This window comes from Bordetella parapertussis (assembly GCF_020735925.1).
Classification (GTDB): Bacteria; Pseudomonadota; Gammaproteobacteria; order Burkholderiales; family Burkholderiaceae_B; genus Bordetella; species Bordetella pertussis.
In genome coordinates this window covers 2,723,203-2,737,424 of the sequence record NZ_CP085971.1, presented here as the reverse complement: position 1 = coordinate 2,737,424, position 14,222 = coordinate 2,723,203, and the positions used below count along the sequence as shown (strand labels likewise).

Genomic DNA, 14,222 nt, shown 5'->3' with positions numbered 1-14,222 from the left:
GGATTGCTGCATGAGGGATGCAGCGTTCGCAAGAGGATGCCATGCTCAGGTCTGTTTCACCGTTGTTTTCCTTGCCTGTTTCCGGGCGCCGCCAACCGGTCCGAATGGTCGCAAGCGCAGCGCGGCCGGTGCTTGCCGTGGCGCTGGGCGGCGCGATGATCGGGGCGCCGCTGGCCCGTGCGGAGCATTGGTCCGGCGCCACGATCAAGAAGACCGGCCAGGGCGAGATCGGCATCGAGGTTCCGGACAAGACCGCGGCCTTGCATACCGGGCCCTGGGGCGCGCGCAAGATGACGGTGGAAACCACCGGCGCGCGAGGGGTGGGCGTATTGCTGGACAAGACCGGCGTTTCGCTGACGCTGGAGGAGGCCGCGATCACTTCCAGCGGCGACCTCGGCCTGGATAGCAGTTATCAGCCGCGCGGCACGGTGATGGTGCGGGCCGGCGCGCTGACCGCGCGCGGCACGACCATCCGCAACCGGTACGGTTCGAGTGCCGGCGACTGGAGCCGTCGGCCACTGGCCTTGCGTGTCGCCGGCCCGGATGCGTCGCTGATCCTGTCCGACAGCACGGTCGAAGGGGAGCAGGGCATGCAGCTGGTCAGCAGGGCCCGGGCGGATATTGTGCGCAGTACCGTGCGTGGCCTGCATGCCACGGGCTTGTCGATCAAGTACGCCGCCAAGGCCAGTCTGGCTGACAGTGAGGTGCTGGGCGAGCGGGCGGCCAGGGTGGATGGCGATGGCGAGCTGGCGGCGCGCAACACCCGGTTCAGCGGCCGCTCGGGCCTGCTTCTGAGTAGCGGTGGGCGGGCCGACCTGAGTGGCGGGTCGCTGGCGGCGAGCAACGGATCCGCCCTTGATCTGTACGGTGGCGTCGAGGGGCAATTGCGTGATGTGGAAGTGAGCGCGCAAGGGGCGCCCGCCATCGATCTGGTTTCGACCCTGGCCGGCGATTCCGCGGGCGATTCGCCTGCGCGCCGGGATCCTGTGCTGCGTGTGGTGGGTGGTTCGATTTCGGTCGCCGGCGCGCACGCGCCGGCACTGTCACTCGGTGGCGGGCAGGCAAGGCTGGACACGGTGGATGTTCGTACGGCCGGCTCGCCGGCCGTCGAGCTGGTCGCGGGAGCGCTCGGCGTCGCGGGTGGAACGGTAAACGCGGGCCAGGCGCCGGTATTCGTCACGGGCGCCTACGATGCGGTGCTGGCGGCGGCGAATGTTTTTCTGCGGCCAGCGAAGGCCGCGCCGCAGGACGGCATGCCTGCGGTTACCGTCACCTTGTCGGGGGCCAAGGTCGGCGGCGCGCAGCTGTTGCGCCAGACCACGCCGGTGCCGGTGCGGCTCGTCCTGCGCGGCGCGGCGGTCGCGCAGGGCGATGTCGTGCGCGCGCCCGAGACGGCGCCGGAGAAGGATGGGTTCGGCACGCCCGTGCGGCCGGGCTTGCGCGTCGGGCTGGACCAGGCGCCGCTCGAGCTCGATGTGGCCGACGGCGCGCAGTGGCATGGCGCGACTCAGTCGCTTGACAGGCTGGCCCTGGGCGCGGGCGGCCAATGGCGCATGAGCGCGGCATCCAGCGTGGGCGAACTGAGCATGGAGCCTGGCGCGGCCGTCGTGTTCGGCGATGCGGCCGGACCGGGTTTTCAAACGCTGACGGTGCGCACCCTGGCGGGCGCCGGTTCGTTCGAGATGCGTGCGGACGCCGCGCTGGAGCATGCCGATCAACTGGTGGTGACCGACCAGGCCGAAGGGCGGCATCGCGTGTGGTTGCGCGCGCCGGCCGGCGCCGAGCCGTCGAAGGCACAGGCCGTGCTGGTGCGCGCGCCCGCAGACGGCAAGGCCAGTTTCGAACTCGACGGCAGCGACGGCAGGGCCGACTTCGGCACCTATCGCTACGGGCTGGCGCAGCAGCCGGGCGGCGCCTGGGGCCTGGTCAGGACGGGGTATTCGTCCACCGCCGCCGCGGCGCTGGATACCGGCGGACTGGGCGCGGTGCAGGGGTTGTGGTATGCCGAATCCAACGCGTTGGGCAAGCGCATGGGCGAATTGCGCCTGAACCCGGACGCCGGCGGCGCCTGGGGCCGGGCGTTCAGCCAGCGCCAGCGCATCAGTCCGCGCGCGGGCCGGCATTTCCAGCAAGGCGTCAGCGGCATCGAGCTGGGCGCCGACCGGGCCTGGCCCGTGGCCGGCGGCCGTTGGCATGCGGGCGGGTTGCTGGGCTACACGCGCGCGTCACGCGGGTTTTCCGGCCAGGGAAAGGGGCACACCGACAGCGTGCACGTGGGCGGCTATGCCACCTATATCGGCGCCAATGGCGTGTACGCCGATGCCACGCTGCGCGCCAGCCGCTTCGAGAATTCGTTCGACGTACCTGGCTGGGCGGGGCGCACCGTGTCCGGCAGCTACCGCGCCAATGGCGTGGGCGTGACGCTGGAGGCCGGCCGGCGTCTGGCGCTGGACCGGCACTGGTTCGTCGAGCCGCAGGCCGAACTGGCGTGGTTTCGTGCCGGCGGCGGTACGTACACGGCCAGCAATGGCCTGCGTATCGAGGATGACGGCGGCACGTCGCTGCAGGCGCGGGTAGGCGCGCAAGCCGGCCGCCGCTTCGACTTGCGCGGCGGCGCGGTGGTGCAGCCCTACGCGCAGCTGAGTTGGGTGCAGGAACTCAAGGGCGTGAGCACGGTGCGCACCAACGGCATCGCGCACCGTACCGACCTGGGCGCGGGCCGCGTCGAACTGGGACTGGGCGTGGCGGCCGCGCTGGGCAAGGGCCACAATCTGTACGCGTCGTACGAGTACGCGCACGGGCCCAGGCTCAGCCTGCCGTGGACCGTGCAGCTGGGTTACCGCTACGCTTGGTAAACCGGTCCGCAATGGCGGTCGCGCATTGCCGGCGGCTGCCCGGCCTCTGTACCATCCGCTCATGGCGCAATGGCACGCGAGGCTCGTCCAAATGGTTGAGGGCGGGCCACTTTCGCAAATGCCTATTGCTGATTAAACTCCGATAGTCGATGTTCCCTATCACGAGGACTGTCCCCATGAGCAAGCAGATCATTCATACCGACGCCGCGCCCGCCGCGGTCGGCCCGTACTCCCAGACGGTCGCCGCCACCGGCGCCAAGACGGTCTACCTGTCGGGCCAGATCGGCCTGGAGCCGGGCACCGGCGACCTGGTGTCCGAGAATTTCGACGCCCAGGTGCGCCAGGCGTTCGCCAACATGCAGGCGGTCATCAAGGAAGCGGGCGGCACGCTGGACGACATCGTCAAGCTGACGCTGTTCCTGACGGACCTGAACAAGTTCGCCGCCGCCAACGCCATCATGGCCGAGCTGATCCCGCAGCCGTTCCCGGCCCGCTCGACGGTAGGCGTGGCCAGCCTGCCCAAGGGCGCCCAGTTCGAAGTGGAAGCGGTGCTGGTGCTGTAACGCCGGGAGCCGCCCATCAGCAGTAACGACGCGCCTGCCGCGCCCAAGCCGGCCGCCAAGGCCAGCGGCGCGGCCCGACCCACAGATACCGAGCGCAAGCTCCATAATCTGGGCTTGGTCGTGCCCGAGGATTTCGTGCTGCATCTGCCGTTGCGCTACGAGGACGAGACCCGCGTGACGCCGGTATCGTCCTTGCGGCCGGGGTTCGCCGCGCAGGTCGAAGGCGAGATCCTGCGCTCCGAGGTGCTGTACCGGCCGCGCCGGCAACTGACTGCCGTACTGGCCGACGACTCGGGCGAGTTGCAGTTGCGCTGGCTGAACTTCTATCCCAGCCAGCAGAAGCAGCTGACGGTGGGGCGGCGCCTGCGGGCGCGCGGTGAAGTGCGCGGCGGATTGTTCGGCCGCGAGATGGTGCACCCGCGCATGAGCAGCGCCGACCAGCCATTGCCGGCGTCGCTGACGCCGGTCTATCCCAGCACCGACGGCCTGCCGCAGCCCACGCTGCGCAAGGCCATCGGCCAGGCGCTGGCGCGGGCCGATCTCTCCGATACCCTGCCCGAGGAGGCGCGCCGGCGCTATGGCCTGGCCGAATTCGCGCCCGCCGTGCGCCTGCTGCACGCGCCGCCGCCGGATGCGGCCGAGCACGAGCTGATGGAGCGCATCCATCCCGCCTGGCGCCGCATCAAGTTCGACGAGCTGCTGGCGCAGCAACTGTCGCTGGCGGCCGCGCGCGCGGCGCGCCGGGTCAAGCGCGCCGAGCCCTTGCCGGCCAGCCAGGACGAGGACGGGCTGGTGGCGCGCCTGTACGAGGCCTTGCCGTTTGCGCTGACCGGGGCGCAGCAGCGCGTGGTGGCCGAGATCGCCGCCGATCTGGCGCAGCCTTATCCGATGCACCGCCTGCTGCAGGGCGACGTGGGCAGCGGCAAGACCGTGGTGGCGGCCATCGCCGCCGCGCAGGCCATTGCCTGCGAGGCCCAGGTGGCGTTGATGGCGCCCACCGAAATCCTGGCCGAACAGCATTTCCGCAAGCTGGTGGGCTGGCTGGAGCCGCTGGGCGTAGCCGTGGCCTGGCTGAGCGGCAGCCTGAGCGCCAAGGCGCGCCGCGAGGCTGCCGCCGCCGTGGCCGATGGCAGCGTGCAGCTGGTGGTCGGCACGCAGGCGCTGATCCAGGATCACGTCATGTTCCAGCGGCTGGGCCTGTCCATCGTCGACGAACAGCACCGCTTCGGCGTGGGCCAGCGGCTGGCCCTGAGCCGCAAGGGGGAGACCGGGCGCGGGGTGATCGTGCCGCACCAGCTCAACATGAGCGCCACGCCCATCCCGCGCACGCTGGCGATGACCTTCTTCGCCGATCTGGACGTCTCGGTGATCGACGAATTGCCGCCCGGCCGCACGCCGGTGGTCACCAAGCTGGTGGCCGATGCCCGGCGCGAAGAGGTCATCGGCCATATCGCCCATGCGGCGCGCCAGGGACGGCAGGCGTACTGGGTCTGTCCCCTGGTGGAAGAGAGCGAGGCGCTGGAGCTGCAGACGGCGGTCGATACCCACGAGGCGATGCGCGCCGCCTTGCCCGACCTGCGCATCGGGCTGGTCCACGGACGCCTGCCGCAGGCCGAGAAGGCCGAGGTCATGCGCGCGTTTCGCGAGGGCGAGATCGACCTGCTGGTCGCCACCACGGTCATCGAAGTCGGAGTCGACGTGCCGAACGCGTCGCTGATGGTCATCGAGCATGCCGAGCGCTTCGGGCTGGCGCAGCTGCACCAGCTGCGCGGCCGGGTCGGGCGCGGCACCGCCGAGTCGATCTGCGTGCTGCTGTACCAGGCGCCGTTGTCGCAGGTGGCGCGCCAGCGGCTGCGCGCCATGTTCGAGACCAGCGACGGATTCGAAATCGCGCGGCGCGATCTGGAGCAGCGCGGGCCGGGCGAATTCCTCGGCACGCGCCAGTCCGGGTTGGCCTTGCTGCGCTTTGCCGACCTGGAGGCCGACGTGGCCATCGCCGAGCAGGCGCGCGAGGCGGCGGTGTGGCTGCGCGCCAAGCATCCCGAGGCGGTGGCCGCCCACCTGGCGCGCTGGATGCGGGGGCGCGAGGATTTTCTACGTACTTGAAGGGCCGGCGCCGACACGGGGCGGCGCGGCATACCTGGAGCGAGTGGCGCTATGACACTGACCGAACTCAAATACATCGTCGCGGTGGCGCGCGAACGGCATTTCGGCCGTGCGGCCGAGGCCTGTTTCGTCAGCCAGCCGACCCTGTCGGTGGCGATCCGCAAGCTGGAGGACGAGCTGGGCGTGACCCTGTTCGAGCGCGGCGGCACCGAGGTGGGCGTGACGCCCATCGGCCAGCGCATCGTGGCGCAGGCGCAGAAAGTGCTGGAGGAAAGCGCCAGCATCAAGGAGATCGCCCGCCAGGGCCACGATCCGCTGGCCGGGCCGCTGCGGGTGGGCGTGATCCACACCATCGGCCCGTACCTGCTGCCGCGCCTGGTGCCCGAGCAGATCGCGCGCACACCGCAGATGCCCTTGCTGCTGCAGGAGAACTTCACGGTGCGGCTGGTCGAGCTGCTGCGCCAGGGCGAGATCGATTGCGCCATCATGGCCTTGCCGCTGCCAGAAGCCGGCCTGGTCATGCAGCCGCTGTACGACGAACCGTTCGTGGTGGCCGTGCCGCATGACCACGAATGGGCGCAGCGCAAGGCCATCGACGCGCAGGATCTCAAGCAGCAGACCATGCTGCTGCTGGGCAGCGGCCACTGTTTCCGCGACCAGGTGCTGGAAGTGTGTCCGGAGCTGTCGCGCTTTTCCGCTTCCAGCGACGGCATCCAGCGCACCTTCGAAGGCTCCTCGCTGGAGACCATCCGCCACATGGTGGCGGCCGGGATCGGGGTGACGGTGCTGCCGTTCACCGCGGTGCCGAATCCGCCGCAGCCCAAGAGCCTGTTGCGCTACCTGCCGTTCGATGGCGAGACGCCCGAGCGCCGCGTGGTGCTGGCGTGGCGGCGCAGTTTTCCGCGCCTGGCGGCCATCGAGGCGCTGGCCCAGGCGGTGTATGCGTGTGGCCTGCCGGGCGTGCGCATGCTCGACGAAGAGGCCGCCAGCGCGCAGGTGGATTGAGGGCAGCGGCCTGGTCAGGCCGGCGTGGCGAAGCCCGGCCGGAAATGCTCGGCCAGGGCTTGCTCGACCACGCGGTGCGCCTTGGTGGGCGTGGCCGAGAACGGCTTGAGCAGGTAAAGCGAGCGCCCGAATCCCGCATAGCAGTCCCACTGCGGCAGGACCGGCTCCAGGTCCGCGCAATCGCCCAGGCTGAAGTCCGGCACCATGGCGATGCCCAGGCCGTGGGCCGCGCTCTCGCGCAGCAGCTCGCTGTTGTTGACGCTGAGGCAGTCCACCGGTTTGACGTGCACGGCCGCGCCGCGCCCCTGCCTGGGGGCGAACGACCACTGCGGGCTGCGCTCGTCGCCGCGGTACAGCAGGCAGCGATGGCGGGCCAGTTCCGATGGGTGCGCAGGACGGCCATGGCGGGCCAGATAAGCGGGGCTGGCCACCAGGTGGGCACGGGTGGCGCACAGGCGCTTGCTCACGTAGGCATCGGAGACCTGGTCGGCGTGCCTCAAGGCGAAGTCGTACCCTTCCTGGCGCAGGTTGACGAAGCGGTCCGATAAATAGACTTCCAGCGCGATGTCCGGGAAATGTTGGCCCAGGCGCGCCAGCCAGATGCCCAGGTGCTGGCGGCCCAATGCCACGGGGGCGGTCAGGCGCAGGCGGCCGCGCGGTGCGCGGGCGAGATTGCGCACTTCGCCCAGGCTGTCCTCGAGCGTGTCCAGCGCCGGGCGGGCCCGCTCGACCAGCAGGGCTCCGGCTTCGGTCGGACGCACCGAGCGGGTCGTGCGCAGCAGCAGGCTGACCCCCAGCTCCTGCTCCAGGGCCTTCATGCGCAGGCTGATCAGGGACTTGGAGACGCCCAAGCGCTGGGCGGCCGCGGTAAAGCTGCGCGTGTCGGCCAATACCGCCAGCATTTTCAGGTCGGCCAGCCGGTCGAAAGCAGGGGTGCTCATTATTGTTTAACCAGATAAACAGTCTTTCCAACTATAAGGGATTACTGCGGCGGCGTGTCTTGCCTAGACTGAGGCTTCTTTCTCAGTGGGAGCGAAGCATGGCGAATCAGACCGCGCAGGTGGCGCATTGGATCGGCGGACAAGCCGCGTATGGCGCCGAACATGGCCTGCAGGACATTCATGATCCGGCCACCGGCGAGGTGGCGGCGCAGGTGGGGCTGGGCGGCGGCGACACGGTGGCGCAAGCCGTCGCGGCGGCCCGTGCCGCGCAGCCGGCCTGGGCGGCCAAGAGCCCGCTGCATCGGGCGCGGGTGCTCAACCGCTTCCTGGCCTTGCTGGAAGACAACAAGGAGACGCTGGCGCGCATGATTTTGCGCGAGCACGGCAAGGTGATCTCGGATGCGCGCGGCGAAGTCATGCGCGGGATCGAAGTGGTCGAATTCGCCTGCGGCGCGCCCGAACTCATGAAAGGGGCGATGTCCATCAACGTGGGCGGGGGGATCGATAACTGGGTGCAGCGCGAACCGCTCGGCGTGGTGGCCGGCATCACGCCGTTCAATTTCCCGGTGATGGTTCCTTTGTGGATGATGCCGATGGCGCTGGCCACCGGCAACGCGTTCGTGCTCAAGCCCAGCCCGCTGGACGCATCGCCGTCGCTGGCGCTGGCCGAGATGCTGGGCCAGGCGGGCCTGCCGGCGGGCGTGGCGAGCGTGGTGCAGGGCGGCGTGCAGGCGGTCAATGCCTTGATCGACCACCCCGATGTCAAGGCGGTCTCGTTTGTCGGATCGACCGCGGTGGCGCGTCAGATCTATGAGCGCAGCGCCCGCGAGGGCAAGCGCGTGCAAGCCCTGGGCGGGGCCAAGAACCATCTGGTGGTGATGCCGGACGCCGATCCGGAGGGCGCCGCCGACGCGCTGGTGGGCGCGGCGTTCGGCAGCGCGGGCGAGCGCTGCATGGCGATCTCGGTCGCGGTATTCGTGGGCGGCGCGGCCGAGGCGGTCATGCCGCATATCCTGCGCAAGGCGCGCGCGCTGAAGGTCCGGCGCGGCATGCAGGAAGACGCCGAGATGGGCGCCATCGTGAGCGCGGCGGCGCGCGACCGTATCGCCGCGTATATCGCCTCGGGTGTCGATGAGGGCGCCAGCCTGTTGCTCGACGGCCGCGAGATCGCCGCGGCCGACTGCGGCGAGGGCTGCGGCAACGGCTATTGGCTGGGTCCCACGGTGTTCGACCGGGTCCAGCCCTCGATGCGCATCTATCGCGAGGAAATCTTCGGCCCGGTGCTGGCGTGCGTGCACGTGGAGACGCTGGAGCAGGCCATCGACCTGATCAACGGCCATGATTTCGCCAACGGCGTCAGCCTGTACACCGATAGCGGCACGGCCGCGCGCGCCTTCGTGCAGGGCATAGAGGTGGGCATGGTGGGCGTGAACGTGCCCATCCCGGTGCCGGCGGCCTGGCAGGGCTTCGGCGGCTGGAAGCAGTCGCTGTTCGGCGATCTGCACGTGTACGGCGAAGAGGGCGTGCGCTTCTACACGCGCCAGAAGAGCGTGATGCAGCGCTGGGCCGCCAAGGCCGCCGGGATGTCGTTCGCCATGCCCCGTTCGGGCTGAGTGCGCGCCGGCGCGGCCGGGCGCCGCGCCGGGCTGCCTTGTTGCGTTCCTCGGTGGTATTCTTGACATGTTTCCATCCCCTGGACAAGGAGCACTACATGGCAAAACCGACCAAGAACAGCAGCGCCGCGCCGCGTATCAATATCGGCATTTCCGACAAGGACCGCGCTGCCATCACCGGCGAACTGTCCAAGCTGCTGGCCGACTCGTACACCCTGTACCTGATGACGCACAACTTCCATTGGAACGTGACCGGGCCGCTGTTCAATACGCTGCATAACATGTTCATGGCGCAGTACACCGAAGAATGGAACGCGCTGGACAGCATCGCCGAGCGTATCCGCGCGCTGGGCCATTACGCGCCCGGCACGTATCGGGAGTACGCCAAGCTGTCGTCGATCGCCGAGCCCGATTCCGTGCCCGACGCGCTGGAGATGGTGCGCATGCTGGTCAAGGGCAACGAAGCCGTGGCCAAGACGGCGCGGGCGGCCTTCGACAAGGCCGACGCGGCCAACGACCAGCCCACTGCCGATCTGCTCACGCAGCGGCTGGACGTGCACGAGAAGAACGCCTGGATGCTGCGCAGCCTGCTGCAGTAACGCGCGGCGCGCAGAAGAAAAGCCGGCATCGAGAGATGCCGGTTTTTTTCTTGCCGGGTGCCTGTCCCCGCATGGGGACTGGCACCCGCAAACTTCACGCCTGCCCCCGCATGGGGGACGAACGCGCCGAGCCAGGACTCAGGCGGGCGCGCTTTGCAGGAAGCGCTCCAGGATGCGGCGGCTTTCGCTCAAATTGCCGGTGCGCAGGTTCTGCACTGCAAGCTCGATGTTGGCGTCGCGGTCCAGCGGGCTGGCCTCGATGATGCGCTGGGCGCTGGCCATGAGGTCTGCCGGGGTGGCCTCCTGCGCCCGCTGCGAACGGAATTCGCGCTTGTGGGCTTCGGACAGCGAGCGTTGCAGCGAGGTCAGGCCGGCGTAGCCGGGGTCGATTTCGCGGATCGACGCCAAGGCCTGCTCGGCGTCGCGCAGGCGTTCCTCGGTGATGCATGCCCGCACGCTGCGGGCCAGGGCGCGCAGGCATTTGTCGATGTACTCCTGGGCCGTGGCCGTGTCCATGGCGCCGCTGTTGGCCAGGCGGCGGTACACGGAGGCGGCGGTGCGGTGCGCCTCGAGTTGCGACAGCTTGCTGGCGGCCAGGGCCACGGTATCGCGGCCGGCCGGCAGCTCGGCGCCGGCGAGGTGCTCCCAGCACTTGGCGGCGGCCTGCTTGCGGCGGTGCGCGTGCAGCATCTTGGCGGCGCGCTGGATGTAGCGCGGATCGACCTCCGGCAGCGCCGCCAGGTCGGCAAGCAGCGCGATGGCTTCGTCGCTGTTCTGGTACTCGGGCGTGTCCTCGTAGGCCCGCAGCAGGCGGCGGTAGGCCTGGTTGATCAGGTCGGCGTCGTGCGCGGCGCCATGTTCCGAGGGCAGGGTGCGCACGGCGTAGAAGGCGCCCAGCGAGGGCAGCAGGGCGCCGGCGCGTCCGGCGTGCCGGACTTCGCGCGTGGCGCGCTTGAGCACCGTCTGGCGCACGCCGTCGACGCTGCCGGGATCGGCCGCCGGCGTGGTGGTCAGGGCATTGACCATGCTGGCGGCGTCGGCCAGCGGGGTATGGGCGCGCGCGGCGAAGCGCAGGCTGCGGGCCGGATCGCTGGCGGCGCAGCGGCGGAACACCTGTTCGGCCTGCGTGTTCATGCCCAGGCGGGTATAGATGCGGCCCAGCAGCAGGGCGGTCTTGTCGTCGTCCTCTTTCTGCAGCGAGGCTTCGGCCCATTCGCGGGCGCGCTCATGGTCGCGCATCTAGAACGCGGCCTCGGCGGCCTGGCGCAGCACGTACGGGGTGCGGTTGCTGTCGGTGGCCAGGGCCAACGACCAGGCTTCGAGCATGTCCTCGGTCTGGTCCAGCGCCGTGACGGCGCGCGCGCGCAGCACGTAGGCCGAGCCGCTGCCGGGCTTGAGCTCGATGGCGCGGTTGGCGAAGAGCAGCGCGAGGTCCCATTCGTGCGCCTGGGCCGACTGCTTGGAGCGCTCCATGCACGCGCGGAAGTCCAGGTTGTGCAGGCTGTCGGCGGCATCGTCGGTGATGGCGGGGCCGAGCAGCTTGTCGCTGATTTCCTTGCCCACCAGCTTGGCGAAGGCCGGTGTGTAGTGGGCGGTGTCCAGGCCTTCGTCGGGCATGCCGCGTTCCTGGCCGAAGCCGGCCAGCAGCGCGCCCGGGTCGACCGAGACCAGGCCCAGGCGGGCGGCGGCCTGGGCCACGCGGGCCACCATCTTGGCGCGTTCGGCGATCAGTTCGCCGGTGGCGTTCTTGGCATTGCAATGCGTCACCAGCACCAGCTTCGGCCCCAGCAGCTGGGCGATGGCGTGCAGGTCTTCCTCGATCTCGGCGGCGGCCTGGCTGCGCACGACGGTGTGCGTCAGGGCATGCTGGATGTGGGTGGCCAGGCGGGCGAACGAGGGCGTGGCCTGCAGCAGCTGCAGGCGCTGGCCGCGCTGATCGGCGCCAGGGTGGTCGAAGAAGATCTTGCGCAGGTTCGGGCAGACGCTGAGCGCTTCCTTGAAGCGCACCAGCTGCAGGTACAGGCCGTCGAGCTCGAGCACCTTCACGGAGCTGATCTCGACCACGTAATGGGCGCCCTGGGGGGGCGGGGTGCTGTTGCCGTTGCGAAACGGCTGGTCAGAAATGAAGGGCCACAGGCTTTCGGGCAAGCGCAGCTCGCCGCGCATGAAGCGGATGGCCTGGATGGTTTCCTTGGTGTTGTGGGTGAATCCGTACAACAGCCGGTTATCCAGTACGAAACTACGCTGCGCCTGGAGCTTGGTCACGGGGCCGGCCACGCGGCACGAACCTATTGTTGAAATAATCACGGGTCAATACTCCTTCTTAACAGCAGGGAAAAAGAGGCCCCGCGCCGTGCCCGCCGCGCGGGCGCCGTCGTGCTGGACGGGCTTTTGCCTTGGGCCGGTCCGGCGCGACGCATGGCGGGGCTCGGGGCTGGCATGGCTTACGACACCTTCAGGTGCAGCAATTGCGGTTCGGCGCGCCGGCCGGGTATGTGCGGCTGCGGCGTGGCGGCCTGCAGCAGCAGGGCGCCGATGGCCTCGTCGTAGTCGTGCCAGGGCAGATCGCGCTGCACGCTTTCGCGCGCGCGCTTGCCCAGCTCGCCGGCCTCGCCCAGCACCTGCTGCAGGTGCGCGGCGGTTTCGGCGGCGGGCGCGTTCAGGTCGATCGGCACGCCGTTGCGGCCAGCCTCCACATGGGCGGCGTAGGCGGGCGCCGGGCCGACGGCGGGGCACACGCCCAGCGCCATGCATTCGAGCAGGGCCGCGGCCGACGGCACCAGGCTGACTTCGGCGCGGTTGTCGACGTAGGGGAACAGGGCGATCTCGACGCGCCGCAGCAGTTGCTCGCGCGAGATGGCGTCGCTGGCCGGCGGAGCGAATACCACCTGGCCTTCCTGCAGGCCGATCGCCACGGCATGGTGGCGCATCGCGGCGGCAGCCTTGCCGTTGGACATGACCAGCAAGACGGCATCGGGCTGCACGAACGAGATTTCCGCATACAGATCGATCAGCGCGCGCGCCGTCGCCACGGCCGGCTCGTCCTCGGTCACGGCGAACACCCGCTTGCCCTCCAGGCGGCGCAGCGTGGCGGCCAGGTCCGGGGGAGCTTCCTTGCGGTGATTCATCGGCGGCAGGGGCAGCGGCGGCACCAGCGCGACCGGGCGCGAGCCGTCCAGCAGGTTCTCCAGCGCGCCTTGCAGCGCCGGGGAGCCCAAGGCCAGCAGATCCGCCTGGCGCGCCGCCAGGGTCAACAGATTGAGGTCGACGCGCGCGCGCTCGGACAGCAGATGGTTGGCCGCCGTCTTCTGGAAGAAGTCCAGGCTTTGCAGCACCAGTCCATAGGGCACGCGCAGGGTCTGGGCCGCCGCGCTGGCCCCCAGCGCGCAATAGGCGTCGTCCCAGGCCAGCACCGCGCGCGGCTGCTGGCGCACCGTGGCGGCCAGCACCGTCTCGGCCATGGCCGCGCACACGTCCTGGAACGACGGCGTCTGGCGCGATATGGCCGGCGCATGGCGGTACGCGACGCCATCGACGACCAGCCCGGTGCGCGCATGCAGCGCGGCGTCGGCCTGCTGGCCGGGCGCGGCGTCGGCGGATTCGGCGTGCTGAGCGGCCAGGCTGATGACCATGGTGTCGCCGTAGCGGGCCTGCATGCTCAGCGCGAAGCGGTGCAGCGCGTTGCTGGCGGCGTTGCGGCCTTGCAGGATGGAGACGGGCGAGAGGATGACGATGGGACCCTGCGCGTCGAAATCGAAGGTGTAGTCGCCGCGCGCGGCGGGTTCGATGGATTGGGCCAGGATGCCTTGCGCATGTTCGATGCGCTCGGCGCGCAGGCGCTCGGCCGTGCTGAAGGTGGCCCCGGCGGTGCGGGCGGCGCGCAGCAGCTGGGCCGACGCGTCGACGATGCCGGCGTCATAGAGGCTGAATGCGAGCTGGCGCACGTGCGGCGCGGCGGGGTCGAGCCCCAGCAGTTGCTGGACGATTTGCTCGGCGATCTGCGGATAGCTGGTGCGGGCCCATTTGGCCACTTCGCAGAAGACCTTGGCGCGTACTTCGGCCGGCCACGGCTGGCGTCCGATCCACAGGATGACCTCGGGGCTGCGCACCCGCTTGACGTACTCCAGCGCCTCCTTGATGGCGCTGGCGGTTTCGGCGGGCAGTGCGGCCGAGGCGTGCTTGCGCACCACGGGCGCGTGGCGGCTCTGGCGGCGATGGTCTTCGGACAGCTTGATCAGGCGGTAGGGCAGCAGCACGTAATCCTTCAGCGTGCGCGCGCGCGTGACCGCCTCGCCGAACTGCCAGGTCAGCGTGCGGCGCTGCTTGGCGAGCTGCTGGTTGGTTTCGCGCAGCAGCGCCTTGACGCCGGCGAGGTCTTTCTCGGCCTGCACGCGCGCGGCGCGCTCCTGTTCCAGGCGGGAGTAGGCCAGCTCGTTCTCCTGGGTCAGCTGGCGCAGGCGGTCCGGCGCGGCTGCCCGGCGAGCGGCCGGGGCGGACATGTGGCGTACGGTATTGTTGTCGTGTTCCATGGGCGCAAAGA

The 14,222-nt window shown here is 69.9% G+C and carries 8 protein-coding genes and 1 pseudogene; 6 read left to right on the top strand and 3 right to left on the bottom strand.

What is annotated here, in order from left to right; translation table 11 throughout:
* Positions 1-41 precede the first annotated feature (41 nt).
* The 4 genes from LK409_RS13005 to LK409_RS12990 all read left to right on the top strand — a co-directional run bounded on the left by LK409_RS13005 (position 42) and on the right by LK409_RS12990 (position 6,529).
* Entirely contained in the window at positions 42-2,855 is a 2,814-nt protein-coding gene (locus tag LK409_RS13005) for a BB2941 family autotransporter (protein WP_010928828.1), read from the top strand.
* Between the two features lie 176 nt (positions 2,856-3,031).
* Positions 3,032-3,418, top strand: a complete 387-nt coding sequence (locus LK409_RS13000) for a Rid family detoxifying hydrolase (protein WP_010928827.1) — start codon at positions 3,032-3,034, stop codon at positions 3,416-3,418.
* Between the two features lie 15 nt (positions 3,419-3,433).
* Positions 3,434-5,524, top strand: coding sequence for an ATP-dependent DNA helicase RecG (recG, locus tag LK409_RS12995; protein WP_033469730.1), 2,091 nt, complete (start codon positions 3,434-3,436; stop codon positions 5,522-5,524).
* Positions 5,525-5,575: 51 nt separating this feature from the next.
* Positions 5,576-6,529 (top strand): LysR substrate-binding domain-containing protein, encoded by a 954-nt coding sequence (locus LK409_RS12990; RefSeq protein WP_003811203.1) that lies wholly within the window; start codon positions 5,576-5,578, stop codon positions 6,527-6,529.
* Between the two features lie 14 nt (positions 6,530-6,543).
* Here LK409_RS12990 and LK409_RS12985 read toward each other — a convergent pair whose 3' ends face one another.
* Positions 6,544-7,470, bottom strand: a complete 927-nt coding sequence (locus LK409_RS12985; protein WP_041937244.1) for a LysR family transcriptional regulator — start codon at positions 7,468-7,470, stop codon at positions 6,544-6,546.
* A 98-nt stretch (positions 7,471-7,568) separates the two neighbouring features.
* Here LK409_RS12985 and LK409_RS12980 point away from each other — a divergent pair, with 98 nt between their 5' ends.
* Both LK409_RS12980 and LK409_RS12975 read left to right on the top strand, forming a co-directional pair.
* Positions 7,569-9,083 (top strand): CoA-acylating methylmalonate-semialdehyde dehydrogenase, encoded by a 1,515-nt coding sequence (locus LK409_RS12980; protein ID WP_010928824.1) that lies wholly within the window; start codon positions 7,569-7,571, stop codon positions 9,081-9,083.
* A gap of 98 nt (positions 9,084-9,181) precedes the next feature.
* Positions 9,182-9,682 (top strand): Dps family protein, encoded by a 501-nt coding sequence (locus LK409_RS12975; protein WP_003811209.1) that lies wholly within the window; start codon positions 9,182-9,184, stop codon positions 9,680-9,682.
* A gap of 138 nt (positions 9,683-9,820) precedes the next feature.
* Here LK409_RS12975 and LK409_RS22815 read toward each other — a convergent pair.
* Both LK409_RS22815 and LK409_RS12960 read right to left on the bottom strand, forming a co-directional pair.
* Positions 9,821-11,989, bottom strand: a pseudogene (locus LK409_RS22815) (capsular biosynthesis protein).
* A gap of 137 nt (positions 11,990-12,126) precedes the next feature.
* Positions 12,127-14,211 carry a glycosyltransferase gene (locus tag LK409_RS12960; RefSeq protein WP_010928822.1) on the bottom strand — a complete coding sequence of 695 codons (2,085 nt, stop codon included), beginning with the start codon at positions 14,209-14,211 and terminating at the stop codon, positions 12,127-12,129.
* Positions 14,212-14,222: the final 11 nt, after the last annotated feature.

What these genes read in the sequence shown, in the direction of transcription:
- LK409_RS13000 (WP_010928827.1), top strand. Translation starts at nt 3,032, where the DNA reads ATGAGCAAGCAGATCATTCATACCGACGCCGCGCCCGCCGCGGTCGGC.
- LK409_RS12975 (WP_003811209.1), top strand. Translation starts at nt 9,182, where the DNA reads ATGGCAAAACCGACCAAGAACAGCAGCGCCGCGCCGCGTATCAATATC.
- LK409_RS12985 (WP_041937244.1), bottom strand. Translation starts at nt 7,470, where the DNA reads ATGAGCACCCCTGCTTTCGACCGGCTGGCCGACCTGAAAATGCTGGCG.
- LK409_RS13005 (WP_010928828.1), top strand. Translation starts at nt 42, where the DNA reads ATGCTCAGGTCTGTTTCACCGTTGTTTTCCTTGCCTGTTTCCGGGCGC.
- LK409_RS12960 (WP_010928822.1), bottom strand. Translation starts at nt 14,211, where the DNA reads ATGGAACACGACAACAATACCGTACGCCACATGTCCGCCCCGGCCGCT.
- LK409_RS12980 (WP_010928824.1), top strand. Translation starts at nt 7,569, where the DNA reads ATGGCGAATCAGACCGCGCAGGTGGCGCATTGGATCGGCGGACAAGCC.
- LK409_RS12990 (WP_003811203.1), top strand. Translation starts at nt 5,576, where the DNA reads ATGACACTGACCGAACTCAAATACATCGTCGCGGTGGCGCGCGAACGG.